This window comes from Flavobacterium johnsoniae (genome assembly GCF_001879205.1).
Classification (GTDB): domain Bacteria; phylum Bacteroidota; class Bacteroidia; order Flavobacteriales; family Flavobacteriaceae; genus Flavobacterium; species Flavobacterium johnsoniae_A.
In genome coordinates, this window is sequence record NZ_MLFK01000002.1 from 257,274 (window position 1) to 283,490 (window position 26,217).

Sequence of the window (26,217 nt, forward strand, 5' to 3'; positions counted from 1 at the left end):
GTGGTACTTCGGCTTTTCATTTGGAGCAAAATTAAACAAGACACTTTGGTTCTTTTCAAAAATGAATTATTTATTTTGTGGAACAAACAGCTCTTCAAACTGTTTTAGTTTTAGCGCTTTTGTTTCATCAATACGTTTTGTTTTCAGATTTGCATTTTTACTTGTTTCAACTTTAGGTTTTGTTGTATACAAGTAAGATTCGAATACATGGCTCAAATACAAAGGTGATTTTCCAATACCACGTGTGGTATCAAAATTTTGCGATTGATGACAGGTAAAACAGTTTACTAAATTTGCTGCGGCAATATCATGTACATCACTCTTAAATGTCTGCGTGTAAGTTTCCATTGTAATATTAGCCAGGTTTGAAGAACCTCTGGCTAATGAATCTGGCAGAACGCTTGAAATTTTATTTTTTACAATTATGTTCGCCTGTTGTGCCGGAGACAATCCATCAGTATCTAACCAAATAGATCCATTGTAGAAATAATTCTTAAAAACATCTTTTAATTTAGAGGCTACACATTTGTTGATGTTATCAATATTATCAAAATTTACCGGTTCAGACTGACTTGTGGCCATATACGCATTCGTACCTAAAACTTTTGGAACACCATACTCATAAAGAACAAATGCTTTATTTGGTGTTAATGGCTTTTTGGTCGTTTTATCCCATTTGATACCTTGAAGTCCGGAAGTTTTTCCGCTTTCATAAAACAGCATTTCAGCTGCCGAATTCACAGCATTGTTTTTCCAGTCGTATACCGGCGCCATGTCTTTATGTTCAAAAGTTGCCCAAATAAATTCAGGATGATTTTTTACGACGCCTACAACGTGCATCCCTAATAAGGCAACTGATTTAGCAGTATATTGTCCGTTTTTATTTTGAACTGCTGCTTTGGTAACAAAATAATCAGCCAATTTTGCTTTCGGAATTGCATCTGCACTAATCCAGGAAACTTTTAATTCAAGCGAACCAACAGGAAATGTTTCTAAGTTAGAATAAGGAAGTTTTCCTCCATTAATTTCAGAAGCTGCTATAATAGCCTTATCCATCAATGTTTTGTTTACATGTATAGAATAAAATACGGTATCGCCGGCGGTTTTTCCGGGAATAACTTTTGGATTAGAAACCAAAACACCTTCGGGACCTGCCTGATTGATTGAACTCAAAACCAATTTTAACCCCAATTGCGGACTCACCGGTGCCATTTCAGGAGTTACGACATTTAAAGAATCGAGAAATAAAGGATTTCCACTCGCCAATGGTTTTGTAAGCCATAAAAACTTTTGCCAGGACCATTGGTGAAAAATACAATTTGTTGTACTTGATGTATCAAACGGACTTCCATCTCCTTCAGCCGGAGCCGGAGTCTGCTCATGCGGAAACCAGCTTGTTTCGCAGTTGCATGGTTCTGCTGGAGCTTCAGTGGCAGCATAGCCGGAAGTAGTTCCAAACTTTTCCATTACTTTTTCTTTATTCAGAAAAAATAGGGAAACAGCTGTTATCAAAAAGACAACTAATACGATTATAATAATAGGTTTTCTTTTCATTTTTTTGGGTTTTTATTTTTTTTTGTAATAAAAAAGGCCGTCTAAAAAAGACGACCCTTTAATCAAAACTGTAACCAAATCAAGAACTTATTAAATTCCTAATTGTTTCATGCTTCGAGTTGTAAAAATTTGGGGCCTTTTTTACGCCAACTCGGCTTGTAATGCTGCTGCAGCTTTTACTGGTACATTTTCAATATTATGTTGATAATATGAAAATCCTCCCGTTCCGTTCCATGCACCATCGATTGCTAAGTGAGCATCAAAATTGGCCAAAAAAGCACCAATTGCCGGAGGAGGGAAAGAATGAACGTATTGTCCTTGCAAACTAACTACTTGTGTAAACTGTCCAAATCCTGTTGCATATATTTTACCCGTAACAGGAATAACAATATGGCTATCAGGACCACTTATTGCCTGAGTAATTACTACTGTACCTGAAACAGAATTTTGTGATGGTACAACAACTAAACTAAATGCTGCGATTGGAGCACCTGGTGTTCCAACATTTCCAATTGTGCCTTTTGCTAAATAAGCACCTGCTAATAAATCTGACATAACTTTTTCGATTTAGGTTTTCCTACTCGTATGGCTTTTCGGTACCGCCTCGTTTTTTCTAGTGGGTTCTGCTCCACTCATTTGGTTTGTTTTCTTTTTATTATTTAAAATATTTGAGTAAACATTTTAAAACAATAGTTTGGGTTTATTTCTATATCAAAACTATATCAGATAAGTAGACATAAATAAAAAGATGACATGAAGTGGAGATTTTTTGACACGAATCAAACAAACATTGACATAAGAAAATTCGCTACCGTACAAATACTTATCTAAAAAAAGACAGATAGATTGTAAATTGAAATGAACAGTGATATTCCAAAAAAACTAAGCAAATGGATAAACAACTTCAACAGCTGTTATTTGACTTGAAGACTCTGTAATATCAGAAGTTGGCGGTATAAATCCCGGAGGTTTAGGTTTAATTACTACCGTAACAGAATTACTATTTTCATTTTTTACTTGATACGAGTAAGACAACGCCTCAGCTGGATTTCCTATTGATTGTCCGAGAAAGTTAAATCTTGATGATTTATTATTTTCAAAGTACTTTTTTACTTTCCCGACATTGCAGTCTGTAAAAGTTATGTACAATTCCAGAAATTGACTAAATACCATAGAGTTTATAAATCCGAAATCACCGCCTTCGCTAAAATTAAAATTAGGCTCACTATTAAAAACATATCCCGTAATATTGGTTGGAGGCGGATATTTGTTTTTAACTGCCTGCTTTATTGGTTCCGAAAGCATCCAGCCTGTATTGGTCATAATGTCAAAAGGAACTGGGCTTACCATCATTTGCGGATTAACCACCGGATTATTAACTATAGCTTCCACTACATAAGAAGTTCCTGAAAATGTTTCCTTAAAAACACTGTTGATAGTTCCTCCTGCTAAAGTATTAGACAAAAATTTTAATGGCGAAATAGTAATTTCTTTTGAATTTATTATGTTTATTTTTAAGAGTTCTGAGGATAATCTATCCACATTATTATGATTGGTATAAGAAACAACCGGAATCCTGCTTAACTGATTTACAATATCATCGGCGTCAGAAGGTTCAAACAACAATCCCGGAATTAACTGATCTGTACCTGTTACAGAAATCGCCTTGTTTGTATTACTGGGATAAATGAGATTATAAATTATAATGGCCAAAGTATGAACGGCATTGGCAATTTCTGCGGTAACAGCTCCGGCTGCACCTGACAATTCATATATGCTCTTCATTAATTCCTTCATCTTAATAGAAACCCCTTCCTCGGGAATTTCACTATAAATAATATAAAAATCATTAATATGTGTGTATGGATATGAGGGTTCTTCTTTCAACTTTAAAATATACTCCAGATTAATCCATACTGTATTCAATGCATCTGTCACCTGAATCAGGGCAATATCTGTATTGGTTTCATTTAGTTTGCTGATTTTTTCCGGCTGGTATTCCGTTACATAAGCATTCCAAAGCGGAATAAGTTCTGATACTGTAGACGAAACATTCTTACTTATGCGTTCTTGTTCTGCATTGTCTTTTGGAGATAACTGATATCTTAATTTCAGATAAACACTTAAATAGCTGTTTATAAAGGAGTCTGATGTTAGACTAACTTGTCTAACTCCATATTGAGATCCTTCTCCGGATATTCTTTGGTTCAAAAAATTATTATATAAGCTGGCATTCAGCTGGCCTGCATTATTCATAAAATAAAAAGAAGCTTGTCCGCTGGATGTTCCTGTCAAAAATTGCAGTTTCTCGGAATTAGGCAGCTGCAGAATAATATTAGACATATATTCGGCATAGGTCTGATTTTCTACAGAATCATCAGAAATGCATTTAGTAAATATTCTAGTAGCGGCATTCGATATTAAATTTTCCATTAGTATTCATTTAAATTCTAAAATTGGATAAACTTATTTTACTGTATTTTTATTGAAGAATAAAATCACCGTTGAATAACAAGAGGGTTATCAATCATCTTATTATGATTAACAACCCTCTTTTATTATTTAAATCAATAATTAAGCGAAAGGATATACTGCTCCTACGGCAACTAATTGAGATAATGACTGAGTAATATTATCCGTTCCAGGAACATAACCCGGAGCCTCAGGTTTTACGGTAACTTTAATTGAAGTTGCCGTTTCTTCGCTAAAAGAATAGCTGTAGCTTGCAGACTGACTTGCGCCTCCTAAACGAATTCCTAAGAAATAAACTCCCATATCGGTATGCTCTTCAAAGTATTTTCTAACTTGTTTGCTGTCACATTTATCAAAGCTGATTCCTATTTCAAGAAATTGGCTAAAAATCAATGAATTAATATATCCAAAATCTTTACCTTCTTTAAAATCAAAATTTGGGTTGCTGTTAAATACATAACCTGTAATTCCGGTTGGCGCAGGATATCCATTTTTAATGGCATCTTTTACAGGAGAAGTTGACATCCAGCCTTGTCTTGTAGAAATATTGTAAAGCATTGGACTACTGCTCATAAGCGGACTAACTGTAGCATTATTTACTACAACCTCTACATTAAAATTTGAACCTGAATAATCTCTTTCAAAAATACTTGTTTTAGCGCCTCCGCTTACTCCAACTGAAAAGAATGATAAAATTGGAATTGATATGCCGCCGCTCACAGAAGCCTGAACATTTAATGTTGTTTCAGTAGATTTAGTAACTCTTTTTGAAATTTTAAATACGGAAGAAGGCGGATTAGTTCTAAGCTGATCCACTATAGCATTTGGTCTGGCTGGTTCAAACACCAATCCGGGAATGGCTTTATCTGACCCTGTAATTGACATTCCGCCATTTCCATCATCTCCTGTTGTTGGTTTTTGAATATTATCGATAATCCCTGCCAAAGTTTGTGTCGCATTTGCAATATCTGCAGTAATAGCTCCGGCTGCACCAGATTTATTAAACACATCAATCATATAATCTCTCATTTGCTTAGAAACAGAAACGGGTATTTTACTGTAGATTGTATTAAAATCGTTTAAGTGGGTATAAGGATAAGCAGAATCTTTCTCTAAAATTTCTTTGAAAGCCGGGTTAAGCCAAACTGTATTCAAAGTATTTGTCATTTGGATTAAAGCAATATCAGTATTAGTAGGATTAAGTTTTTTAACATCTTTTGGTTCAATTGCTTCGAACCAGGCATTCCAAACCGGAATAAGAGCTCTTACTGTTGAAGCAACATCTGCATTTACTCTTTGTTGTGTTGCTTTGTCATTTGGAGATAATTGATATCTTAATTTTGTAAAAACACTTAAATAACTGTTCGTAAATGCATCTTGTGTTAGTCCAACCTGATCAATACCATTTACAGTTCCTTCTCCTTCAATTCTTTGATTTAGTAAATTATTGTATAAAGTAGCATTAACAGCACTAGTTGCGTCATCCAGAAAATAAAACGATGCCTGTGCACTTGAAGTATTCGTTAGCAGTTTCAACTTACCCGGATTTGGAAGCTGTTTAATAATGTTTGACATATACTCTGCATAAACATCATACTCTGCCGGCGTGCCAATAGTTTTCACCGTTGCATTCTCTTTTAAAATTTCTTGTAAAGTTTCCATGATAAATTTGTATTTGGGTTCCTACTCATAAGGCTTTTCAGATTCCGCCTCGTTTTTTATAGTGGGATCTGCTCCACATAGCAATCAAGTCGAAAATAGATTGGGCTAGCTTTTTTTATTTTCCCTACCAAAATTACTTTAGAAGCATTTCTTGAATCAAAAAAATGTCACAGAATATAAAATATTAGTAATGAAACACTTAAAAACACATCATAAAACTATTCTTACGACAAAATCAGTAAAACAGAAAAGAAACAAAACAAACTTTCAATTATTTTTGAAAGTTTAAAAACTTTTGCTTACATTTGATCCATGGAATTCAAAGAAGCAAAAAATAAGTTTGTACAAACCTGGGGAGCATTAGGCTCTCAATGGGGAATTAATAAAACGATGGCACAGATCCACGCTTTATTAATGGTCTCGAACGAACCTGTTTCTATGGAAGATATTATGGATGAATTACAAATTTCGCGCGGCAATGCCAGCATGAACCTAAGAGCTTTAATGGATTGGGGAATTGTGTATAAAGAATACAAAACCGGAGAAAGAAGAGAGTTTTTTACTGCCGAAAAAGATTTAGACGAGCTGGCTGTTAAAATTTCAAGAGAGAGAAGCAAGAGAGAAATCAAACCTGCACTTAAAATTTTAAAAGAAGTTTCAACAATCGAGGCAAAAGATTCTGCTGAAGAAAAACACTTTGTGGATCAAACCTCTAAACTATATGATTTTGTTTTGAAAGCAGATAATATGTTAGATAAAATGACAGAATTCAACGAAAACTGGTTAGGACGTTTGGTTCTAAAAATCATGAAGTAAAAAAAATTTAACCCAAACTTTCATTTTTTTCTGAAAGTTTAAAACAATCAATAACTATGAAAGCTATAAATTATCTTAATTACTTTTTTGTTGGCTTACCGCTATTATTAGTTGTATTAGGAATATTAACAAAGGAAAGCAACGGAAATCTTATCGGAACCGGACTTTTATTTACAATACTAACGGGTTTGTTTCAATTAGTTTTCGGAATAAAAATGCTAATAGATGAACCTCAGGATAAAAATCTAAAATATTATTTCAGAGGTGTTGTTCTGTTTTTCTCATTATGGCTTATTAACGGTCTGATATTCAATATTGAGATTGTTTATTTTATAATATTCATACTCCCGATTATACTTGCAATATTCTTTTCTACAATAACTTATAAAAAAGCACACCCATGAATTTCTTAAAAGCAGAATGGAAAAATCTGGCACTTTTCAATTATGAAGTTGATGCTAAAATCTTAGAAAAATATGTTCCTGCCGGAACTGAAATAGATCTTTGGAACAACAAATGTTATGTAAGCTTAGTCGGCTTCATGTTCAAAAACACCAAAGTTTTAGGATTAAAAGTACCGTTTCATGTAGACTTTGAAGAAGTCAATTTAAGATTCTATGTAAAACGTTTTGAAAACGGCGAATGGAAGCGAGGTGTTGTTTTCATAAAAGAAATTGTCCCTAAAAAAGCCATCACTTTTATCGCCAATACTTTGTATCAGGAACATTATGAAACGCAGAAAATGAGACATGAAAACATTGAAAACGAAAACACAAACACTTTTATTTATCAATGGAAAAATGATAAGAAATGGAATACTATTCAGGTAGAAACTAAAAATATTCCACAAGAAATTAAAGTTGATTCTGAAGCTGAATTTATTACCGAACATTACTTCGGCTATACTAAAATTGATGCAAGCAAAACTTTCGAATATGAAGTTCAACACCCAAGATGGGAACAATTTGAAGTTTTAAATCATAGCATTGATGTTGATTTCAAAAAAACATACGGGAACGATTTTGAATTTCTTCAAATTACAAAACCAACATCCGTTTTCTTAGCAAAAGGTTCAAAGATCACGGTGAAGAAAAAAAGAAAACTGCAGACCGATATTGTTTTAGAAGAAATGTACTAAAGCTCAATTTGATTAACCAATAAACCAACCCATCATGAATCTAAATATCCTTGGGTATTTTATTTACCTCAGCATCACGATTTTCATCATCCTAAAAGTTGGAAAAATCTGCTACAAGAACGGTAACATTTACGTCGCAGAACTGATTCCAAATCATGCAGATCTTTGCCAGAAAATCAATCAGGTATTGCTTTTAGGATATTACCTCTTAAATATTGGGTATTGTGCCATGACCCTAATTTCCTGGCAGAAGATTATTTCTTCTGCACAATTAATTGAAACGATTGGAACAAAAACAGCTATCATAGTTTTTATCATTTCGGTTTTGCATTACCTCAACATCATAATTTTAACCAAATACATTCATAAATTAATTAAATAACAACTAAAATTCAAATATCATGGAAACTACAAAAATCTTAATTGGTTACGGAATTTATTTACCTGTCGCTTTATTTCTTACTTATTACGTTTCTAAAACGCTTTTTAAAAATGGAAAAATCTTTATGCTCGATATATTTAAAGGTCGTGAAGAAATTGCTCAGGCAACCAACAAACTTTTTGAAACCGGGTTTTATCTTTTAAATATTGGTTTTGCATTAATGATTTTAGAAATGCAGTTAAGCCACGACAGTTATCAGGAATTAATTGAAAATTTAAGTTATAAAATTGGCGGATTTTCTATCTATCTTGGCATTATGTTATTCTTTAATTTGTATTTCTTTTTTAGAGGAAAAAGAAAAGCTAAAGAAGCTCAGCAAGAAGAACGATTGGTTTTTAAAGCTTAATATTAATTACTAAAAAAGGTTTGCCACAAATTGCACAAGTATTTAAATGCAGGAATTCGTGCAATTCGTGGCAGAAACCAACCTAAAATTTATACGCATGAAAAAACTCGTAATCGCAGCCGGAACAGGATTTTTAGGACAGGTCTTAGTCAATCATTTCAAAAGTAAATTTGAAGAAATTGTAATTCTGACCAGAGGAAAATCTCAGATAATTGACGGAATTAAATATGTAAACTGGAATGCGAAAACTTTTTCTGGCTGGGAAAAAGAACTTGAAAATGCGAGTGTTCTAATAAATCTAGCCGGAAAATCGGTTGATTGCCGTTATACCCAAGAAAATAAAAAACAGATTTTACTATCTCGAATAGAAAGCACAAAAGTTTTAAATAAGGCCGTTTTAAATTGCAAAAACCCGCCGAAGCATTGGCTGAATTCATCAACTTCAACAATCTACAGATTTTCTTTAGACAAACAAATGGATGAAGTTGATGGCGAAATTGGAAATGACTTTTCTATAAACGTGGCTTTATCTTGGGAAAAAGCATTTTTTAAAACCGAAACTCCAAATACCTTAAAAACTGCCCTGCGAACTTCAATTGTTTTAGGAAAAGATGGCGGGGCTTTTATTCCGCTGAAGACTTTGGCAAAAATTGGTTTTGGCGGAAAACAGGGAAAAGGAAATCAGTTTATAAGCTGGATTCACGAGGAAGATTTTGCGAATGCGGTTGATTTTGTAATTGAAAAAGAAATAACAGGCATTATTAATGTTGTTTCTCCAGAACCAATAAGAAATACTGATTTTATGCTGGAACTGAGAAAAGCAGCCGGTTTCCCTTTCGGAATTCCGATAAACAAATTTTTTCTCGAAATTGGCTCTTTCTTTATTCGCACAGAAACGGAATTGGTTTTGAAAAGCAGAAATGTGATTCCGAAACGACTTTTAGAAAATGGGTTTCAATTTAAGTTTGGAGATATTCATGAAGCTTTTGAAAATTTATTAAAAAAATGAACTATACCTACATAATACGCCATTGGATTCTAACCTTATTATCCGGTCCTATAATTTTTATTTTAATAAGTCAACTATCCAATCCTAGCTATCGAAATGTTTTAAGCTTTTTCGAAATATATCCAATTATGATCATTATGGGTTTTATGTTTTCAACACCAACCTTCTCCTTTTAATTTTCATTTTTATGTTTATCGAAGAAAAAAGTATAAAAAAACCTTTACAAAAAAATATTTTTCATCTTGACAGTCATAATTGGAATTTGGACAACAACAACCATTCTTGGCGGAACTCTTTCGGATAATATTGCAATATCTTATACAATAGGTGCCTGTATATTCGGATTAATTTTGAAATCAAATTTTAATTTGCCTTGCCAATCATGACAACTATAAACTTAATTACCAAAATAAATGCACCCAAACAAATCGTTTTTGATGCCTCAAGAAATATCGATGTTCATCAACAATCTGCCAGTCCATCAAATGAAAAAGCCATTGCCGGCGTAACATCTGGCTTAATCAATTTAAATGAAACAGTAACGTGGCGCGGGAAACATTTTGGTTTTTATCTCACACATAAAAGCCGAATTACAGCTATGAATTTGCATGATTATTTTGTGGATGAAATGGAACGGGGCAAATTCAAGTCTTTTAAACACGAACATTTTTTTGAAGAAGAAAATGGAATTACAATCATGAAAGATAAATTGCAATATGGAACTCCGTTTGGCATTTTTGGAAGTTTATTTGATTTTTTATTCCTGAAAAAGCACTTAAATAATTTTCTTTTAGAGAGAAATAAGATCCTGAAAGAAGTCTCTGAAAAGCTTTTTTTTTAAAATAAATTTCTTACTTTTAAGAAAAGTATAATTTAAAACCAGACTTATGAAATTAAAAACTAAAGTTTTATCGATAGCATTTTTCGCTTTTTCTATTGTTGGATTTTCTCAAAGTAATTGTACAACTTTAAAAGGATGCGAAAGAAAATTATGCGAGCTAAATACAAAATTAGCCACTGCTAAAAAGGCTGGAAATCAAAACCAGATTAAAGGTATTGAAGATGCGATTGCGCAAACCAAGAAAAACTGCACAACCAAAACAGTAAATAAAGATCTTGACAAAAAAGTAAAAGAGAAACAGCAAAAAGTAAACGAAAGAACTGCGGATTTGAACGAAGCTATTAAAAACAATGAAAGCAAAGAAAAAATCGACAAGAAAAGAAAGAAACTTAATGAAGCAAAAGCTGATTTGAATAAAGCGCTTGCTGAACAAAAGACCAAATAGATTGTTATTTTTTGCTCTCGCAGATTTTGCAGATTCCGCAGATTTATGAATTCTAAATTCTGAAATTAATTTAAATAGCTTCCAGCTTTAGCTGGATGAAAATTGTGATGGAATTTTCTCGGCTTTAGCCAAACTTAATACTGTGGCTAAAGCCCTGATGTAAATCTTCTTTTTACCTCCAGCTAAAGCTGGAGGCAATTCAAAAAACAAATTCAATTAAAATTTATTTTTCAAACTCTGCAATTCGCGGTTTCAGCCGTGGGAAACGTTATGTAAAGAAAGCCTCCCAATGGTTGAAACCATTGGCTATGTTACTAATATTTTATATTCTCTCAAGATATTTTAAAAATGAATTTTCTTATTTTACGGTTTGCGTGAGGGATAGAGGCGGTATCCTTTTATGAAGCGGAGCGGAATAAAAGATATAGCCGAAAGCCCGACCCGAAGGGACACGCCCAAATTATTTAGAATCTTAAATACTTTTATAAAAACGCAATCATTAACCACCAAAATATAGGTACGCTTTCCACCCAAAAGGAAGTATAATATTTCGAGCGGTTTGTATTGGCGAAGAGAATAAACAACATCAAGGTCACAACCATAATAAGGTTGATAACAAGGTCATGAAGTGTAAAACTCAAAATTCCTAAAACCCAAAACGGAACCAGAAGAGAAAACCCTAAAATCTTAGTTCGCTTTACACCAATGGTCTGCGGAACGGTTTGTAAATGCGGATCATCGTTGGCCAAATCTAAAATTTCAAAAACCAAAATCAGTACAAATACCAAAACAAAACGCTGAATGCATTTTATAAAAAAGTTGGCTGTAAAAGGAACTTCGGCGTTTATATAAGGCAGAACTAAAGTCGCACCTACCCAGCAAAGTGCCACAATATAAATTTTTACTCCCGCCCAGTTTCTGGCATTTTTTCTGTTTGGGAAAAAAGGCAGTGTATAAAGCGCGGTTATCGCAAAAATGACAACAGAAACGATTTGTGTAATTCGCTTTAAATGAAAAAAATAATAACCAACTAAAAGCAGCGAAACAAAACTTAAAACAGCAATGATTTTTAACTGATTTCCGATTGGTTTTTTCTTTACGCGAACTAAGGCATCGTATTTTACAAAATTATATCCTACAATTGTTCCGAAAAAAACGAACAGTGCCATAGATTCATCATACTGAATATGAAAGAAATAAAACGTAATTCGAACCAAAGCATAACACGATAAAGCCACGTGAATACTGCTGTTTAAATAAAAATCGAAAATTTGTTTTAGAAGTTTCATGCCTCAAATCTAATCAATTGGTAACAAATCAACTCTTTAGTTAGAAATTTGATAAAAATTGAAGTTAAAAATACCCATTAAATTATTAATAATACTTAATTTTGCGCCACAAAAAAACAACACATTTACTATAAATTGTAATAAACCTTGTGAAATCGAATAAAAACACTCGGCAAATTACTTTTGATCTTTAAAAAATACACTGCTACAAATGAAAACAGATGCTTTTGCTTTAAGACACATTGGTCCAAGAGAAACAGATCTTCAACACATGCTACAAACCATTGGTGTTGAATCGATTGAACAACTTGTTTATGAAACCCTTCCGGACGATATTCGTTTAAAAGCGCCTTTGAATTTGGACCCTGCGATGACAGAGTACGAATTTGCAAATCATATTCAGGAATTAGGAAAGAAAAATAAAGTATTCAAATCGTATATTGGTTTGGGTTATCATCCAACTATTGTTCCGGCTCCAATTCAAAGAAATATCTTTGAAAATCCAGGATGGTATACTGCTTATACACCTTATCAGGCAGAAATTGCTCAAGGTCGTCTAGAAGCAATTTTAAATTTCCAAACTACTGTTATTGAATTAACAGGAATGGAAATTGCCAATGCCTCTTTATTAGATGAGGGAACTGCTGCTGCCGAAGCAATGGCTCTATTATTTGACGTTCGTACACGTGATCAAAAGAAAAACAATACAAACAAATTCTTCGTTTCTGAAGAAATTTTACCTCAAACTTTATCTGTACTTCAAACACGTTCAACTCCAATCGGAATTGAATTAGTTGTTGGAAACCACGAAAACTTTGATTTTTCAAATGAGTTTTTTGGAGCTATTTTACAATACCCTGGAAAATACGGTCAGGTAAACGATTACAGCGCTTTTGTTGCCAAAGCAAAAGAAAATGAAATTAAAGTTGCCTTTGCTGCTGATATTTTATCATTAGCTGCGTTAACTTCTCCGGGAGAAATGGGAGCTGCAGTAGTGGTTGGAACTACACAACGTTTTGGTGTACCAATGGGTTACGGCGGTCCTCACGCTGCTTATTTTGCAACTAAAGACGAATACAAACGTTCTATGCCGGGTCGTATTATCGGAGTTTCTGTTGATGTAAATGGAAACCGTGCTTTACGTATGGCTTTAGGAACTCGTGAGCAGCACATTAAACGTGAAAAAGCAACTTCAAATATTTGTACGGCTCAGGTTTTATTAGCAGTTATGGCCGGAATGTACGCGGTTTATCACGGACCAAAAGGCTTAAAATATATTGCAAACAAAGTTCATGCATCTGCAGTAACTACTGCTGAGGCTTTAAATAAATTAGGAGTTTTCCAAACCAACACAGCTTACTTTGATACTATTTTAGTAAAAGCAGACGCTCAAAAAGTAAAAGCAGTTGCGGAGAAAAACGAAGTAAACTTCTTCTATCCTGATGCTGACACGATTTCAATTTCATTTAACGAAACGACTTCAATTGCCGACATCAACCAAATTATTGTGATTTTTGCTGAGGCTTTAGGTAAAGAAACTATTACTGTTTCTGAATTAACTGCAGCAAGTCAATTACCGGCTTCATTAGAAAGAACATCTTCTTTCTTAACGCATGATGTTTTCAATAATCATCATTCAGAAAGTCAGTTAATGCGTTACATCAAAAAATTAGAGCGTAAAGATTTATCATTGAATCATTCGATGATTTCATTAGGTTCTTGTACGATGAAACTAAACGCAGCTTCTGAAATGTTACCTTTATCAATGCCAAACTGGAACAGCATTCACCCATTTGCACCAGTAGAACAAGCAGAAGGTTATATCACGATGCTTAAAAAATTAGAGGAGCAATTAAACGTTATTACCGGATTTGCCGGAACAACATTGCAACCTAACTCTGGAGCTCAGGGAGAATATGCTGGTTTAATGGCTATTCGTGCTTACCACTTATCAAGAAATGAAGGTCACCGTAATGTATGTTTGATTCCTTCATCTGCTCACGGAACCAATCCTGCTTCTGCAGCAATGGCCGGAATGAAAATCATTGTTACGAAAACTACTCCGGAAGGAAATATTGATGTTGAAGATTTAAGAGAAAAAGCAATTGAACACAAAGATGATTTATCGTGTTTAATGGTAACGTACCCTTCTACTCACGGAGTTTACGAATCTTCAATTATCGAAATCACAAAATTAATCCACGAAAACGGCGGATTAGTATATATGGATGGTGCTAATATGAATGCTCAGGTTGGTTTAACAAACCCGGCTACAATTGGTGCCGACGTTTGTCACTTAAACTTACACAAAACATTCGCTATTCCTCACGGTGGCGGCGGACCTGGAGTTGGCCCTATCTGTGTGAACGAAAAATTAGTTCCGTTCTTGCCAACAAACCCAATCTTAAAAGTAGGTGGTGAACAAGCTATTACAGCTATTTCATCGGCACCTTACGGATCAGCTTTAGTATGTTTAATTTCTTACGGTTACATCACAATGATGGGTGCCGAAGGATTAAAAAGCGCTACAGAACACGCAATCTTGAATGCGAACTATATGAAAGCTCGTTTTGAAGGACACTACCCAATTCTTTATACTGGAGAATGCGGAAGAGCGGCTCACGAAATGATTTTAGATTGTCGTGCATTTAAAGAAAACGGAATTGAAGTTGGTGATATCGCGAAACGTTTAATGGATTATGGTTTCCACGCTCCAACGGTTTCTTTCCCTGTAGCAGGAACTTTAATGATCGAGCCTACAGAATCTGAAGATTTAGCTGAGTTAGATCGTTTTTGTGATGCTCTTATTTCAATCAGAAAAGAGATTGAAGCCACAACAGCCGATGATAAAAACAACGTATTGAAAAATGCACCTCATACATTGGCAATGTTAACTACTGATTCTTGGGACTTCCCTTATACTAGAGAAAAAGCAGCTTACCCATTAGAGTATATTGCAGAAAATAAATTCTGGCCATCTGTTCGTCGTGTAGATGACGCATACGGTGACAGAAACTTAGTTTGCAGCTGTGCTCCTATCGAAGCTTACATGGAAAACTAAGAAATAAGTTTTTGTTATTATATTCAAACCCGACAAGTTCAAAAACCTGTCGGGTTTGTTTTTTGTTCCAGGTTTCAGGTTTCAAGTTTCACGTTCTACAGAAACCTGAAACTTGAAACCTGAAACTTGAAACCTGAAACCTGAAACCTCAAACCAGAAACAAAAAACTTTTTTCTCCTCCTCCATCTCAAACGTTTGAAATCTTACAAAAATTAAAAAATCATTAGAAAATAACCATTATATCTCCTCAAAATTTGATATTTCACAATTATATGCATGCATAGTATTTTTTATGATGATTATCATGATTTTATTTATACTTTAGCAATATATTTATCGGATAATAAAGGGAAAATGAAAATAAAAATCATTGGTATTGGGAGTTATATTCCTAATTTAGAAGTAAAAAACACAGACTTTGACAAACATATTTTTTTAAACGAAGATGGAACTCCATTTGCTTATCCGAATGAAGTTGTAATAAAAAAATTTAAAGGCATTACCGGAATAGAAAATCGCCGTTATGCAGAACCTCAATATACAGCATCAGACTTAGCTTTTTTTGCAGCTGAAAAAGCAATCGCAAACGCAGCAATTGACGCTGAAACTTTAGACTACATTATTTTTGCCCATAACTTTGGTGATGTAAAAACAGGAACGCATCAAACGGATATTCTGCCAAGTTTAGCAACTCGTGTTAAAAACAAACTAGGGATCAAAAATCCTAAGTGTGTAGCGTATGATATTCTTTTTGGGTGTCCGGGCTGGATCGAAGGTGTTCTTCAAGCCAATGCCTTTATTAAATCCGGAATGGCAAAGAGAGTAATGGTAATTGGTGCCGAAACTTTATCCAGAGTTGTTGACGATCATGATCGTGATTCTATGATTTATTCGGATGGAGCAGGAGTTTCGATCCTAGAAGCATCAACTGACGAGGCCGGATTATTAGCTTATGAAAGCGCTACTTTTGCCAACGATGAAGCAAACTATCTATACTTTGGAAAATCATACAATCCTGATTTAGATCCGGATATTAAATATATCAAAATGTATGGTCGTAAAATTTACGAATTTGCTTTAAGCAATGTACCATGCGCCATGAAAAGCTGTTTAGACAAAAGCGGAATCGGAATTGATGAAGTGAAAAAAATCCTTATTCATCAGGCAAACGAAAAAATGGACGAAGCAATTATCGAACGTTTTTACAAATTATATGATAAAACGGCTCCTAAAGATATTATGCCAATGAGTATTCACGATTTAGGAAACAGCAGTGTTGCAACAGTACCAACTTTGTTTGATTTAATCCTTCAGGGAAAAATTGAAAACCACGAAATCAATAAAGGCGATGTCGTAATTTTTGCTTCGGTTGGAGCAGGAATGAATATTAATGCTTTTGTTTACAGATACTAGTATTCAGTCACAGTTTACAGTCGCAGTGATCAGTTCGACAAACTGTAAACTGCGACTGTAAACTGAAAACTTAAAAAAGTCCGCATCTTACAATGCGGACTTTTTTAGTATATTTGCGACCTAATTAAAATCAAGAACGAGAGATTGTTTCGTTCCTCGCATTACTATGTACGAAAAAACGTTTCCGAATAAAAGATTCAAACTTACCTTAGAGTTTTTACAAAAGCATGTAAACACATCAGAGACCATTTTTGATTTTGGCGTACCCAATCCGTTTTCTAAAATAATGGAAGAAAATGGGTATACAGTAAAAAATACAAAAGGCGAAGATTTAGACAACGATCAAACTGCTTTACAAACAGAAGACTATACCGTTTTTACAGCATTTGAAATTTTCGAACATTTATTAAATCCATACACCATTCTACAAAACGTAAAATGCGATAAATTGTTAATTTCAATTCCGTTACGTTTATGGTTTTCTCCCGCATATCGCTCTAAAACAGATATGTGGGACAGACATTACCATGAATTTGAAGACTGGCAGTTAGACTGGCTTTTAGAAAAAACAGGATGGAAAATAACAGATCGCCTGCAATTTACACATCCGGTCAAAAAGTTTGGATTCAGACCCTTACTAAGATATTTCACGCCTAGATATTATATCGTGGCTGCTGAAAAAATAAAAGCCTAAGTCAAATTCCAAAAAATAAAATTCCAAATTCCAATTGAAGCATATTTAATTGGAATTTGGGATTTAAAAAAGTTGGGATTTATTCTCAAGAGTTGAAATTTGGAATTTAAAAAAATTGGAATTTAAAATGAAATATTACATCGTCATTCCCGCACACAACGAGCAAGATTTAATTGGCCTGACTTTACAATCTTTGGTTTCTCAGACTGTTTTGCCATCCAAAATTGTGGTTGTAAATGATAATTCGACTGATAAAACAGAAGAAGTTGTATTGGGATTTGCAAAGGAAAATCCATATATTTCTGTTGTAAACAAAACTTCAGATGCAATTCATTTACCGGGAAGTAAAGTAATTCAGGCTTTTCAAAAAGGTTTTGAAACTTTAGATTCTGATTATGATATAATTGTAAAGATCGACGGCGATTTAATTTTTCCTCCCAATTATTTTGAAACCATCATCAGCCATTTCAAATCAGATTCAAAAATTGGAATGGCCGGCGGATTTTGCTATATTGATAAAAACGGCGAATGGGTTTTAGAAAACCTAACTGACAAAGATCACATTCGCGGAGCATTAAAAGCATATAGAAAAGAAACATTTCAGCAAATTGGAGGCTTAAGACCTGCAATGGGCTGGGATACAGTAGACGAATTGCTTTGTAAATATTACGGATGGAAAATAGTTACAGATGAATCATTGCATGTAAAACATTTAAAACCAACTGGTGCAAATTATAATAAAACTGCACGCTATAAACAAGGAGAAGCTTTCTTTACGCTGGGATACGGTTTCTGGATTACAGCAATCGCATCGGCCAAACTGGCGATGATGAAAAAAAAGCCTTTCCTCTTCTTTGATTATATTAGAGGCTTCTGGAAAGCCAAAAAAGCCAAAACCCCTTTATTAGTTACCCCGGAACAAGCTAAATTTATTAGAAATTATCGTTTTCAAAAAATGAAACAAAAGCTTTTTTAGTTTTTTAAAACTTAAAAAACTGCAAAGTGAAACGGTAAACTGTAAACTAATCCTTAATTTAGCCAATATTTGTAAAACTTATGATGCTAATTCGTTATTTATCCCAAATAGGAAGATATTTTTTAATGCTTAAAGAAATTTTTAATAAACAGACCAAATGGCCTGTTATGAAAAATTTAATTTTCAAAGAAATCGATGATTTAATAATTGACTCTCTTGGAATTGTTTGTTTTATATCTTTTTTTATCGGAGGAGTTGTAGCCATTCAAACGGCATTAAACTTGACTAATCCTTTAATTCCAAAATATTTAATTGGTTTTGCTACACGTCAATCTGTAATTTTGGAGTTCGCTCCTACTTTTATTTCGGTAATTATGGCCGGAAAAATGGGATCTTATATTACTTCAAGTATCGGAACAATGCGCGTTACGGAGCAAATTGATGCTTTAGAAGTAATGGGGGTTAATTCATTAAACTATCTTGTTTTTCCAAAAATAGTAGCTTTATTGATGTATCCTTTCGTAATTGGAATTAGTATGTTCCTTGGTATTTTTGGCGGATGGCTTGCGTGTGCATACGGAGGATTTTCGACCAGCCAGGATTTTATTCAAGGTGCTCAGATGGAATTTATTCCTTTTCATATTACCTATGCCTTTATTAAAACTTTAATCTTTGCAATGTTATTAGCTACCATTCCATCTTTTCACGGATACTACATGAAAGGTGGTGCATTAGAAGTTGGTAAAGCAAGTACCGTATCGTTTGTATGGACATCTGTTTGTATTATTCTTTTTAATTACATATTAACTCAATTATTATTAGGATAATGATAGAAGTAAAAAACATAGAAAAATCATTTGGGGACAGTAAAGTTTTAAAAGGTGTTTCCACCGTTTTTGAAACAGGAAAAACCAACCTGATTATTGGACAGAGTGGATCCGGAAAAACTGTTTTATTAAAAACTTTATTAGGAATTCATACGCCGGATTCAGGAACTATTGAATTTGACGGAAGAGTTTACTCTGAATTAAATCCGGATGAAAAAAGAGAACTAAGAACTGAAATTGGAATGGTTTTTCAGGGAAGTGCCTTGTTTGATTCGATGACTGTTGAAGAAAATGTAGCTTTCCCATTAAAAATGTTCACAAACGATAACAAAGCTAAAATTCAGGAACGCGTTGATTTTGTTTTAGAAAGAGTAAATCTGATTGATGCTCATAAAAAACTGCCTTCGGAGATTTCCGGCGGTATGCAAAAACGTGTGGCGATTGCCCGCGCAATTGTAAACAATCCAAAATATTTGTTTTGTGATGAACCAAACTCTGGCTTAGACCCAAACACCTCAACTTTGATTGATAATCTGATTAAAGAAATCACTGAAGAATACAACATTACAACTGTAATTAATACGCACGATATGAACTCGGTAATGGAAATTGGCGAGAATATTGTTTTCTTAAAAAAAGGGGTAAAAGCGTGGCAGGGAACCAAAGAAGAAATTTTTAGAACAGATAACAAAGATATTGTCAAATTTGTGTACTCTTCAAACCTATTTAAAAAAGTAAGAGAAGCATATTTGAAAGGATAAAAATTCCAAATTCCAACTCTGGAGTAACGCAATAAAAAAAATCCAAATTCCAATTTTATTAAGATTGGAATTTGGATTTTTTTATTGAAGTTTTTAATCCATTAGTTCGACTTCCGCATTTGGATTAAAAAGATATGTTTTTCCAGAGCTTATTTCGATGCATTCAAAACGTTTGGTCCTCACGGCTAATTTCTTGAATATTTTTCCATTTTTGATCCTAAAAACACTTCCAAAAGGGATTTCGAATACGTAACTCTTATCATTGTCCGCATCAAATTGTTTTAATGCTAAAGACAAAGTGGTATCTGTATCACTGCTGGCCGAAGGATTCTTAAAATGTCTTGCCAGTAATGGTAATATTTGACTAGGGAATATTTCCGGCCTAATGAAAGGCACCATTAAACGTTGAAAGGTATATTTCCATTCGTTTCCATGCGGTTTTATATGGCGTCCAAATTTTTCAAATGCAACCAAATGTGCAATCTCATGAATCAGCGTAATCATAAACCTGTATTTATTCAAACTAGCATTGACCGTAATTTCATGTTTACCGCTTGGTCCTCTTCTATAATCTCCATGACGTGTTTGACGCTCATTTACAATTTTCAAATGAACCTGATTGGCCACAATCAAATCAAAAACAGGTTTTACTGCATGTTCCGGTATATATTTAGCTAAAGTATCGCTCAATGTGTGTTAAAAGTTATTTGTTACAAGTTAAAAGCCTTTTCGCAAAAACATTGGAATTTGAATTTTTAACTTTGGGATTTAACTATGGATTAGTTGAAGAAACTTCAAGTACTTTTCCGTTAAAATATTTATTTCCGTTAAGCGTAAAATCATAGATATAAGCAGCCATTCCTTCTGCAGAAATTGGAGCCTGATAACCCGGAAAAGCTTCATTGAGCATTTCAGTCTGAACAGAGCCTAAAGCTAAAACGTTAAAAGAAATTCCTTTTTCTTTATACTCTTCCGCTAATAATTCGGTTAAAGTAATTACAGCGCCTTTACTTGAGCTGTAAGCGGCTAAGCCGGCAAATTTCAAACTTCCTCTAACGCCGCCAATAGAACTAATCGTTACAACATGGCTTCCTTTTTGCAAATACGGTAGACAGATTCTGGTAAGATTTGCCACGGCAAAAACATTAACTTTATAAATGCTTTCAAAATCTGCCTGAGTAGTTTCGGCAAAAGGCTTCAATAATAGAGCCCCTGCATTATGAACCAGTGCATCTACTTTTTTCCATGATGAAGAAAGAAAATTTTCAACTTCAGGCAAAGCTGTTTCATCAGCTAAATCAACTGATAAACATGTTACATTTTTGTGCTCTAAAAGTGATTGTGGAATTTTTCTTGAAATCGCTAAAACCTGATTTCCGGCATTTGCAAACTGCAAAGCCAATTCATAACCTATACCTCTACTCGTTCCGGTAACAATAATATTTTTCATGAAGCAAAAATAAGCAAAACCAAAATAATGACCTGTTATTTATTCATTACAATTTCCTCTGTCGGCGTTGAAGCAATTTTAGTTACAGCAGGAAGAAATTCCTGAATAAACGAGGTCATATGCGGAATATCCATTACTTTAAACTCATCCGAAACATGATGATAAAAATCAAAATTTTCAAAATCGAAAGTACTTATAGACTGGCATGGTTTCTTAAAAGCTTCGTAAAAAGAATAATTATCAGACCTGTAAAACAATTCATACTCTGCTTCTTTAGGTAAAAAACCAATGGTCTTTTTTCCTGTATATTCATTTATTTTTTGAGCCATGTTCGATTTATCAAAACCTGTAATATAAGCCAGGTAGTCGCGTTTCATGGGAACACCAATCATTTCGATATTCAGCTGGGTGTATAAATTAAAATTCTTTGCTTTTAGTTTTTCAACCATACTTTTAGAGCCTAAAAGACCTTTTTCTTCTCCGGCAAAAAAGACGAAAAGAATACTTCTTTTATTTGATTTGGTTTTGCTGAAATATTTAGCCATTTGGGCAACAGCTGTAACGCCCGAAGCATCATCATTAGCCCCATTATTAATAACATCAGGCTGTTGTTTTTTTTCAATTCCGATATGATCGTAATGCGCACTTAAAACTACATATTCGTTTTTAAGTACAGGATCTGTTCCTTCCAAAACGCCCACAATATTATAAGCCGGAGATGTAAAATTTGTTAAAGTATCGCGATAAGTTGCAAAATAAGGTTTAACATGATTCTTTTTGAAAAAATCTTCCAAAAAAACAGCTGCTTTTTCAATTCCTTTTGTTCCGGTTTCACGTCCTTCTAATTCATCTGAAGAGAGATATTTTAAAAAATCTGAAACCTCAGATTCTTCTACTTTATAACTGATTTCAAGAGATTTTGAATCAGATTTTGATGCTTTTTCGCTTACTGCAGAGGTATTTGATTTGCAGGCAAGCAAAACAAACGGAATAAGAAAGTAAAGTTTTTTCATAAAATGATCTTAGTATTAATAAACTGGTAATTGGTTTGAAAGAATAAACTGCCGAAAAGTAACAAAAAAATATCAAAAAACCCTTTCGAAGCTAAAAAAGCTGAAAGGGTTCTTATGCTGTTCTCTAAGAGAATCTATATTTATCCCGCAATTACGGCTCTTGAAATTACAATTTTTTGAATTTCTGAAGTTCCCTCATAAATTTGAGTAATTTTTGCGTCGCGCATTAAACGTTCAACGTGATATTCTTTTACATAACCATTTCCACCGTGAATTTGAACTGCTTCAACCGCTGTATCCATTGCAACCTGCGACGCAAATAACTTTGCCATTGCACCGCTTACATCATAGTTTTTATGCTGGTCCTTATCCCAAGCTGCTTTCATACATAAATGACGCGCTGCTTCTATGTTAACTGCCATATCGGCCAATTTAAAAGCAATTGCCTGATGATTGCAGATTTCTGTTCCAAATGCCTTACGCTCTTTTGAATATTTTAAAGCCAGTTCATAAGCTCCAGAAGCAATTCCTAAAGCCTGAGAAGCAATACCAATTCTGCCTCCGGCAAGGGTTTTCATTGCAAATTTAAATCCAAAACCGTCTTCACCAATTCTGTTTTCTTTAGGAACTTTTACATCGCTGAACATTAAAGAGTGCGTATCAGAACCACGGATTCCCATTTTTTGTTCTTTTGGACCAATAGAAAAACCAGGCATATCTTTTGTCATAATCAATGCATTGATTCCTTTATGTTTTTTCTCAGGATGCGTTTGTGCAATTACTAAATAAACAGAAGCAGTGTTACCGTTAGTAATCCAGTTTTTAGTTCCATTTACCAAATAGTGATCTCCCATATCAATCGCAGTTGTTTTTTGCGAAGTCGCGTCACTTCCTGCCTCCGGTTCACTTAAACAAAATGCCCCGTGAATTTGGCCGGAAGCCAAGCCTGGTAAATATTTTTGTTTTTGTTCTTCAGTTCCAAATTCCTGTAACCCCCAGCAAACTAAAGAATTGTTTACAGACATTACCACAGAAGCCGAAGCATCAACTTTAGAAATTTCTTCCATTGCAATAACATAAGAAACAGCATCAAGTCCGCTTCCGCCGTATTTTGGATCAACCATCATTCCCATGAATCCCAGTTCGCCCATTTTTTTAACTTGCTCAGTCGGAAAAATTTGTTTTTCATCACGTTCAATAACTCCTGGCAATAATTCATTTTGAGCAAAATCTCTTGCGGCTTGCTGAATCATTAAATGTTCTTCGGTAAGATTAAAATCCATAGTTTTTTATTTTATTGTTTTTTTCTAAACCGAATTACAAATTCAGTTCATGTGGTTTTTATTTTTTGTTTTTTGAAATGCCGATTTAAATAAAAAAGGCTTTCAAAGATAATTTTTAAAAGCGGATTTTACAATGCATGCATATAAATTTAATAGATCAGCAACAATAACGATAACGTTTTCGTAATTATTTATAATTTACAATCAAGAAGCAATAATCCTGCAGCGATTTTTCTAAAATTCAGTATCTAAAAAAGAACAAAAAACACACATTTAAAATGAAATTTAAGGTTAATTCCTGTCTTTAAAATATTAAACAATTCATAAAACGGACAAATCTACGTAAAACTAGTACTACTAATTTGATTATTAAAGTGATAGAATAAAAAAAATAGCAAAAGCCTGAAAAAAAAACTTCTAATAAATGGTTATAAAATTGATAAATTAACATTATTTTTGCTCAAAAAATAAATAATTGATAGAACATGAAAAAGATTTTACTAGTATTTACACTCCTATTAGCTTTACAATTTTCTACACTTTTTGCACAAACACATTTAGAAGTAAACGGTGTTACAGTTCCTCGAAAAATAGAATTCCAGAACAAAACTTTACAGCTTAACGGTGCTGGAGGAAGATCAAAAATGTGGTTAGAAGTTTATGTGCAGGCTTTGTATTTATCTCAATTAAGTCAGGATCCGCAGTTCATTATTGACAGTGATACCGAAATGGCAATTCGAATTGAAATTACATCTTCGATGGTTTCATCAAATAAATTAACAAAAGCTATGAATGCAGGTTTTGAAAAATCGGCAGGAAGCAATCTCGAACAGCTGCGCCCAAGAATTGAACAATTTAAAACTTACCTGAGCGATGCCATTACAGAAAAAGATGTATTTGTTTTAGCCTATAATCCGTTGGATCAAACCATCAATGTATACAAGAATGAAGTTTTGAAGGGAAAAATCCAGGGATTTGATTTCAAAAAAGCCTTGTTTGGAATCTGGCTTTCTGATAAGCCAGTTGACGAAACTTTGAAAAAACACTTATTAGGGATATAATTCTTAATTTTTTAAATATTCAAAAAGCCGAAAACCAAATAGTTTTCGGCTTTTCTTTTTTGTTTAATAAATTTGATGCAAAATACATTATTCGCATTATTCTATTTTATACATTTACGCAAAATAAACATATCACAACAAAATGAAAGATTTATTACAGCAATTTGAAAATAAAGCACCTGAAATTGTTTTTAATTGGAAAGATTCTGAAACAGAAGCCGAAGGATGGACGGTAATTAATTCACTTCGAGGCGGAGCTGCCGGAGGTGGAACAAGAATGAGAAAAGGCCTTGATATGAATGAAGTTTTATCACTGGCCAAAACAATGGAAGTAAAATTCTCCGTTTCTGGTCCTGCAATTGGCGGCGCTAAATCTGGAATTAATTTTGACCCGAACGATCCGCGTAAAAAAGGTGTTTTACAACGCTGGTATAAAGCCGTTTCTCCTTTATTGAAAAGTTACTACGGAACCGGAGGAGATTTAAATGTTGATGAAATTCACGAAGTAATCCCAATGACAGAAGAGTGCGGTGTTTGGCATCCGCAGGAAGGCGTTTTCAACGGACATTTTAAACCAACTGAAGCTGATAAAATTAATAGAATAGGACAATTGCGTCAAGGTGTTATTAAGGTGATTGAAAACCCAAAATTTTCACCAGACGTAACCAGAAAATATACTGTTGCTGATATGATTACCGGTTTTGGCGTTGCCGAAGCTGTTCGTCATTTCTACGCAACTTACGGCGGAGACATAAAAGGCAAAAAAGCAATCGTACAGGGTTTTGGAAACGTAGGTTCAGCCGCTGCTTTTTATTTAGCCGAAATGGGAGCAAAAGTTATCGGAATTATTGATCGCGACGGCGGATTGATTAAAGAGGATGGTTTCTCTTTTGAAGAAATCAAAACGTTGTTTTTAAATAAAGACGGAAACAAATTAGTTGCCAATAATATGATTCCGTTTGAGGAAATCAATTCTAAAATATGGACGATCGGTGCAGAAATTTTCACACCATGTGCCGCTTCAAGACTGGTAACTCAAAATCAAATCGACAGCTTAATTGCAAACGGATTAGAGGTTATTTCCTGTGGTGCAAATGTACCTTTTGCAGATAAAGAAATTTTCTTCGGATCTATTATGGAAGAAGTAGATCGTAAAGTTAGTTTGATTCCGGATTTTATTTCAAACTGCGGAATGGCAAGAGTTTTTGCTTATTTCATGGAGAAAAAAGTTCAAATGACAGATGAAGCTATTTTTAATGATACTTCAGAAATTATTAAAAATGCGATTGTTAAAGCACATGCTTTAAATTCGTCTAAAACAAATATCAGCGCAACGGCATTCGAAATTGCATTGAAACAATTAGTATAATTTTCTTTTATACTTTATTACAAACGAGCTAAACTTTTTTGGCTCGTTTTTTGTTTCTCGCAGATCTAGCAGATTGAGCAGATTTTTACTTTGCGCAATAAAGTTTTTGTTCATTTTATGTCATTTCGACGAAGGAGAAATCTCCGTAAGAAGCTCGACAAAGATTGGATTTTCGCTGCGGACTTACTTGCGAAGATTTCTCCTTCGTCGAAATGACAAACAGGGCGATTTTAAATTATTACTTTGCGAAACCTTAGCTCCCGACAGTTATCGGGATTGCGGTTAAATTCTCCCT

General features: G+C 33.9%; 25 protein-coding genes. 16 read left to right on the forward strand and 9 right to left on the reverse strand.

From position 1 onward, the window contains the following. Nucleotides 1-66: 66 nt before the first annotated feature. The 4 genes from BKM63_RS03500 to BKM63_RS03515 all read right to left on the reverse strand — a co-directional run bounded on the left by BKM63_RS03500 (nucleotide 67) and on the right by BKM63_RS03515 (nucleotide 5,688). The gene (locus tag BKM63_RS03500) at nucleotides 67-1,554 is read right to left on the reverse strand and encodes a hypothetical protein (RefSeq protein ID WP_071635259.1); all 1,488 of its coding nucleotides are present in this window, start codon (nucleotides 1,552-1,554) and stop codon (nucleotides 67-69) included. Between the two features lie 141 nt (nucleotides 1,555-1,695). After that, nucleotides 1,696-2,109 carry a DUF1842 domain-containing protein gene (locus BKM63_RS03505; RefSeq protein WP_071635260.1) on the reverse strand — a complete coding sequence of 138 codons (414 nt, stop codon included), beginning with the start codon at nucleotides 2,107-2,109 and terminating at the stop codon, nucleotides 1,696-1,698. A 327-nt stretch (nucleotides 2,110-2,436) separates the two neighbouring features. Next, a complete protein-coding gene (locus BKM63_RS03510) occupies nucleotides 2,437-3,987 on the reverse strand; it encodes a hypothetical protein (RefSeq protein ID WP_071635261.1) in 1,551 nt (516 codons plus the stop codon). Between the two features lie 141 nt (nucleotides 3,988-4,128). Continuing rightward, nucleotides 4,129-5,688 (reverse strand): hypothetical protein, encoded by a 1,560-nt coding sequence (locus BKM63_RS03515; RefSeq protein WP_071635262.1) that lies wholly within the window; start codon nucleotides 5,686-5,688, stop codon nucleotides 4,129-4,131. Nucleotides 5,689-6,000: 312 nt separating this feature from the next. On the opposite strand from BKM63_RS03515, the gene BKM63_RS03520 reads away from it, so the two are divergent. The 8 genes from BKM63_RS03520 to BKM63_RS03555 all read left to right on the forward strand — a co-directional run bounded on the left by BKM63_RS03520 (nucleotide 6,001) and on the right by BKM63_RS03555 (nucleotide 10,725). Next, nucleotides 6,001-6,504: a GbsR/MarR family transcriptional regulator gene (locus tag BKM63_RS03520; protein ID WP_071635263.1), complete on the forward strand. Its 504-nt coding sequence runs from the start codon at nucleotides 6,001-6,003 to the stop codon at nucleotides 6,502-6,504. Between the two features lie 56 nt (nucleotides 6,505-6,560). Further along, entirely contained in the window at nucleotides 6,561-6,908 is a 348-nt protein-coding gene (locus BKM63_RS03525) for a hypothetical protein (protein WP_071635264.1), read from the forward strand. Continuing rightward, nucleotides 6,905-7,642 (forward strand): YqjF family protein, encoded by a 738-nt coding sequence (locus tag BKM63_RS03530; RefSeq protein ID WP_071635265.1) that lies wholly within the window; start codon nucleotides 6,905-6,907, stop codon nucleotides 7,640-7,642. Before BKM63_RS03525 ends, BKM63_RS03530 begins: the two co-directional genes overlap by 4 nt. Nucleotides 7,643-7,676: 34 nt before the next feature. Beyond that, entirely contained in the window at nucleotides 7,677-8,024 is a 348-nt protein-coding gene (locus tag BKM63_RS03535) for a hypothetical protein (protein ID WP_071635266.1), read from the forward strand. A gap of 19 nt (nucleotides 8,025-8,043) precedes the next feature. Next, complete coding sequence (locus BKM63_RS03540) at nucleotides 8,044-8,430, forward strand: hypothetical protein (RefSeq protein WP_071635267.1); 387 nt, start codon at nucleotides 8,044-8,046, stop codon at nucleotides 8,428-8,430. A 97-nt stretch (nucleotides 8,431-8,527) separates the two neighbouring features. After that, the gene (locus BKM63_RS03545; RefSeq protein ID WP_071635571.1) at nucleotides 8,528-9,439 is read left to right on the forward strand and encodes a TIGR01777 family oxidoreductase; all 912 of its coding nucleotides are present in this window, start codon (nucleotides 8,528-8,530) and stop codon (nucleotides 9,437-9,439) included. Nucleotides 9,440-9,821: 382 nt separating this feature from the next. After that, the gene (locus BKM63_RS03550) at nucleotides 9,822-10,280 is read left to right on the forward strand and encodes an SRPBCC family protein (protein ID WP_071635268.1); all 459 of its coding nucleotides are present in this window, start codon (nucleotides 9,822-9,824) and stop codon (nucleotides 10,278-10,280) included. Nucleotides 10,281-10,326: 46 nt separating this feature from the next. Continuing rightward, complete coding sequence (locus BKM63_RS03555) at nucleotides 10,327-10,725, forward strand: DUF1090 family protein (RefSeq protein ID WP_083572175.1); 399 nt, start codon at nucleotides 10,327-10,329, stop codon at nucleotides 10,723-10,725. 482 nt (nucleotides 10,726-11,207) lie between these two features. Here the strand turns inward: BKM63_RS03555 and BKM63_RS03560 are convergent, their stop codons facing one another. Continuing rightward, nucleotides 11,208-12,014 (reverse strand): hypothetical protein, encoded by an 807-nt coding sequence (locus BKM63_RS03560; protein WP_071635269.1) that lies wholly within the window; start codon nucleotides 12,012-12,014, stop codon nucleotides 11,208-11,210. Nucleotides 12,015-12,225: 211 nt separating this feature from the next. On the opposite strand from BKM63_RS03560, the gene gcvP reads away from it, so the two are divergent. The 6 genes from gcvP (at nucleotide 12,226) to BKM63_RS03590 (ending at nucleotide 19,746) form a co-directional block, all read left to right on the forward strand. Continuing rightward, nucleotides 12,226-15,075: an aminomethyl-transferring glycine dehydrogenase gene (gene gcvP, locus BKM63_RS03565; protein WP_071635270.1), complete on the forward strand. Its 2,850-nt coding sequence runs from the start codon at nucleotides 12,226-12,228 to the stop codon at nucleotides 15,073-15,075. A gap of 354 nt (nucleotides 15,076-15,429) precedes the next feature. Beyond that, on the forward strand, nucleotides 15,430-16,488 hold the full coding sequence (locus tag BKM63_RS03570; protein ID WP_071635573.1) for a 3-oxoacyl-ACP synthase III family protein: 1,059 nt from the start codon (nucleotides 15,430-15,432) through the stop codon (nucleotides 16,486-16,488). Between the two features lie 166 nt (nucleotides 16,489-16,654). Further along, nucleotides 16,655-17,182, forward strand: coding sequence for a methyltransferase (locus tag BKM63_RS03575; protein WP_071635271.1), 528 nt, complete (start codon nucleotides 16,655-16,657; stop codon nucleotides 17,180-17,182). A 127-nt stretch (nucleotides 17,183-17,309) separates the two neighbouring features. Next, nucleotides 17,310-18,158, forward strand: a complete 849-nt coding sequence (locus tag BKM63_RS03580; RefSeq protein WP_071635272.1) for a glycosyltransferase — start codon at nucleotides 17,310-17,312, stop codon at nucleotides 18,156-18,158. An 80-nt stretch (nucleotides 18,159-18,238) separates the two neighbouring features. Beyond that, nucleotides 18,239-18,985, forward strand: a complete 747-nt coding sequence (locus BKM63_RS03585; RefSeq protein WP_053470782.1) for an MlaE family ABC transporter permease — start codon at nucleotides 18,239-18,241, stop codon at nucleotides 18,983-18,985. Further along, nucleotides 18,985-19,746: an ABC transporter ATP-binding protein gene (locus tag BKM63_RS03590; protein ID WP_071635273.1), complete on the forward strand. Its 762-nt coding sequence runs from the start codon at nucleotides 18,985-18,987 to the stop codon at nucleotides 19,744-19,746. The genes BKM63_RS03585 and BKM63_RS03590 overlap by 1 nt, the downstream gene beginning before the upstream one ends. A 93-nt stretch (nucleotides 19,747-19,839) precedes the next feature. Here BKM63_RS03590 and BKM63_RS03595 read toward each other — a convergent pair whose 3' ends face one another. The 4 genes from BKM63_RS03595 to BKM63_RS03610 form a co-directional block, all read right to left on the reverse strand. Further along, entirely contained in the window at nucleotides 19,840-20,436 is a 597-nt protein-coding gene (locus BKM63_RS03595) for a SprT-like domain-containing protein (protein ID WP_071635274.1), read from the reverse strand. An 82-nt stretch (nucleotides 20,437-20,518) separates the two neighbouring features. After that, nucleotides 20,519-21,196, reverse strand: a complete 678-nt coding sequence (locus BKM63_RS03600; RefSeq protein WP_071635275.1) for an SDR family NAD(P)-dependent oxidoreductase — start codon at nucleotides 21,194-21,196, stop codon at nucleotides 20,519-20,521. A gap of 35 nt (nucleotides 21,197-21,231) precedes the next feature. Further along, the gene (locus BKM63_RS03605; RefSeq protein WP_071635276.1) at nucleotides 21,232-22,209 is read right to left on the reverse strand and encodes a M20/M25/M40 family metallo-hydrolase; all 978 of its coding nucleotides are present in this window, start codon (nucleotides 22,207-22,209) and stop codon (nucleotides 21,232-21,234) included. A gap of 140 nt (nucleotides 22,210-22,349) precedes the next feature. After that, nucleotides 22,350-23,492 (reverse strand): acyl-CoA dehydrogenase, encoded by a 1,143-nt coding sequence (locus tag BKM63_RS03610; protein WP_071635277.1) that lies wholly within the window; start codon nucleotides 23,490-23,492, stop codon nucleotides 22,350-22,352. A 485-nt stretch (nucleotides 23,493-23,977) separates the two neighbouring features. On the opposite strand from BKM63_RS03610, the gene BKM63_RS03615 reads away from it, so the two are divergent. Together BKM63_RS03615 and BKM63_RS03620 are read left to right on the forward strand one after the other, a co-directional pair. Beyond that, complete coding sequence (locus BKM63_RS03615; protein ID WP_071635278.1) at nucleotides 23,978-24,553, forward strand: chalcone isomerase family protein; 576 nt, start codon at nucleotides 23,978-23,980, stop codon at nucleotides 24,551-24,553. Between the two features lie 142 nt (nucleotides 24,554-24,695). Beyond that, the gene (locus tag BKM63_RS03620) at nucleotides 24,696-25,922 is read left to right on the forward strand and encodes a Glu/Leu/Phe/Val dehydrogenase dimerization domain-containing protein (RefSeq protein ID WP_071635279.1); all 1,227 of its coding nucleotides are present in this window, start codon (nucleotides 24,696-24,698) and stop codon (nucleotides 25,920-25,922) included. Nucleotides 25,923-26,217 lie beyond the last annotated feature (295 nt).

Bases quoted from the DNA above. Each gene is read 5' to 3' on its own strand.
- BKM63_RS03500 (WP_071635259.1), bottom strand. From the start codon at position 1,554: ATGAAAAGAAAACCTATTATTATAATCGTATTAGTTGTCTTTTTGATA.
- BKM63_RS03505 (WP_071635260.1), bottom strand. From the start codon at position 2,109: ATGTCAGATTTATTAGCAGGTGCTTATTTAGCAAAAGGCACAATTGGA.
- BKM63_RS03510 (WP_071635261.1), bottom strand. From the start codon at position 3,987: ATGGAAAATTTAATATCGAATGCCGCTACTAGAATATTTACTAAATGC.
- BKM63_RS03515 (WP_071635262.1), bottom strand. From the start codon at position 5,688: ATGGAAACTTTACAAGAAATTTTAAAAGAGAATGCAACGGTGAAAACT.
- BKM63_RS03520 (WP_071635263.1), top strand. From the start codon at position 6,001: ATGGAATTCAAAGAAGCAAAAAATAAGTTTGTACAAACCTGGGGAGCA.
- BKM63_RS03525 (WP_071635264.1), top strand. From the start codon at position 6,561: ATGAAAGCTATAAATTATCTTAATTACTTTTTTGTTGGCTTACCGCTA.
- BKM63_RS03530 (WP_071635265.1), top strand. From the start codon at position 6,905: ATGAATTTCTTAAAAGCAGAATGGAAAAATCTGGCACTTTTCAATTAT.
- BKM63_RS03535 (WP_071635266.1), top strand. From the start codon at position 7,677: ATGAATCTAAATATCCTTGGGTATTTTATTTACCTCAGCATCACGATT.
- BKM63_RS03540 (WP_071635267.1), top strand. From the start codon at position 8,044: ATGGAAACTACAAAAATCTTAATTGGTTACGGAATTTATTTACCTGTC.
- BKM63_RS03545 (WP_071635571.1), top strand. From the start codon at position 8,528: ATGAAAAAACTCGTAATCGCAGCCGGAACAGGATTTTTAGGACAGGTC.
- BKM63_RS03550 (WP_071635268.1), top strand. From the start codon at position 9,822: ATGACAACTATAAACTTAATTACCAAAATAAATGCACCCAAACAAATC.
- BKM63_RS03555 (WP_083572175.1), top strand. From the start codon at position 10,327: ATGAAATTAAAAACTAAAGTTTTATCGATAGCATTTTTCGCTTTTTCT.
- BKM63_RS03560 (WP_071635269.1), bottom strand. From the start codon at position 12,014: ATGAAACTTCTAAAACAAATTTTCGATTTTTATTTAAACAGCAGTATT.
- gcvP (WP_071635270.1), top strand. From the start codon at position 12,226: ATGAAAACAGATGCTTTTGCTTTAAGACACATTGGTCCAAGAGAAACA.
- BKM63_RS03570 (WP_071635573.1), top strand. From the start codon at position 15,430: ATGAAAATAAAAATCATTGGTATTGGGAGTTATATTCCTAATTTAGAA.
- BKM63_RS03575 (WP_071635271.1), top strand. From the start codon at position 16,655: ATGTACGAAAAAACGTTTCCGAATAAAAGATTCAAACTTACCTTAGAG.
- BKM63_RS03580 (WP_071635272.1), top strand. From the start codon at position 17,310: ATGAAATATTACATCGTCATTCCCGCACACAACGAGCAAGATTTAATT.
- BKM63_RS03585 (WP_053470782.1), top strand. From the start codon at position 18,239: ATGATGCTAATTCGTTATTTATCCCAAATAGGAAGATATTTTTTAATG.
- BKM63_RS03590 (WP_071635273.1), top strand. From the start codon at position 18,985: ATGATAGAAGTAAAAAACATAGAAAAATCATTTGGGGACAGTAAAGTT.
- BKM63_RS03600 (WP_071635275.1), bottom strand. From the start codon at position 21,196: ATGAAAAATATTATTGTTACCGGAACGAGTAGAGGTATAGGTTATGAA.
- BKM63_RS03605 (WP_071635276.1), bottom strand. From the start codon at position 22,209: ATGAAAAAACTTTACTTTCTTATTCCGTTTGTTTTGCTTGCCTGCAAA.
- BKM63_RS03610 (WP_071635277.1), bottom strand. From the start codon at position 23,492: ATGGATTTTAATCTTACCGAAGAACATTTAATGATTCAGCAAGCCGCA.
- BKM63_RS03615 (WP_071635278.1), top strand. From the start codon at position 23,978: ATGAAAAAGATTTTACTAGTATTTACACTCCTATTAGCTTTACAATTT.
- BKM63_RS03620 (WP_071635279.1), top strand. From the start codon at position 24,696: ATGAAAGATTTATTACAGCAATTTGAAAATAAAGCACCTGAAATTGTT.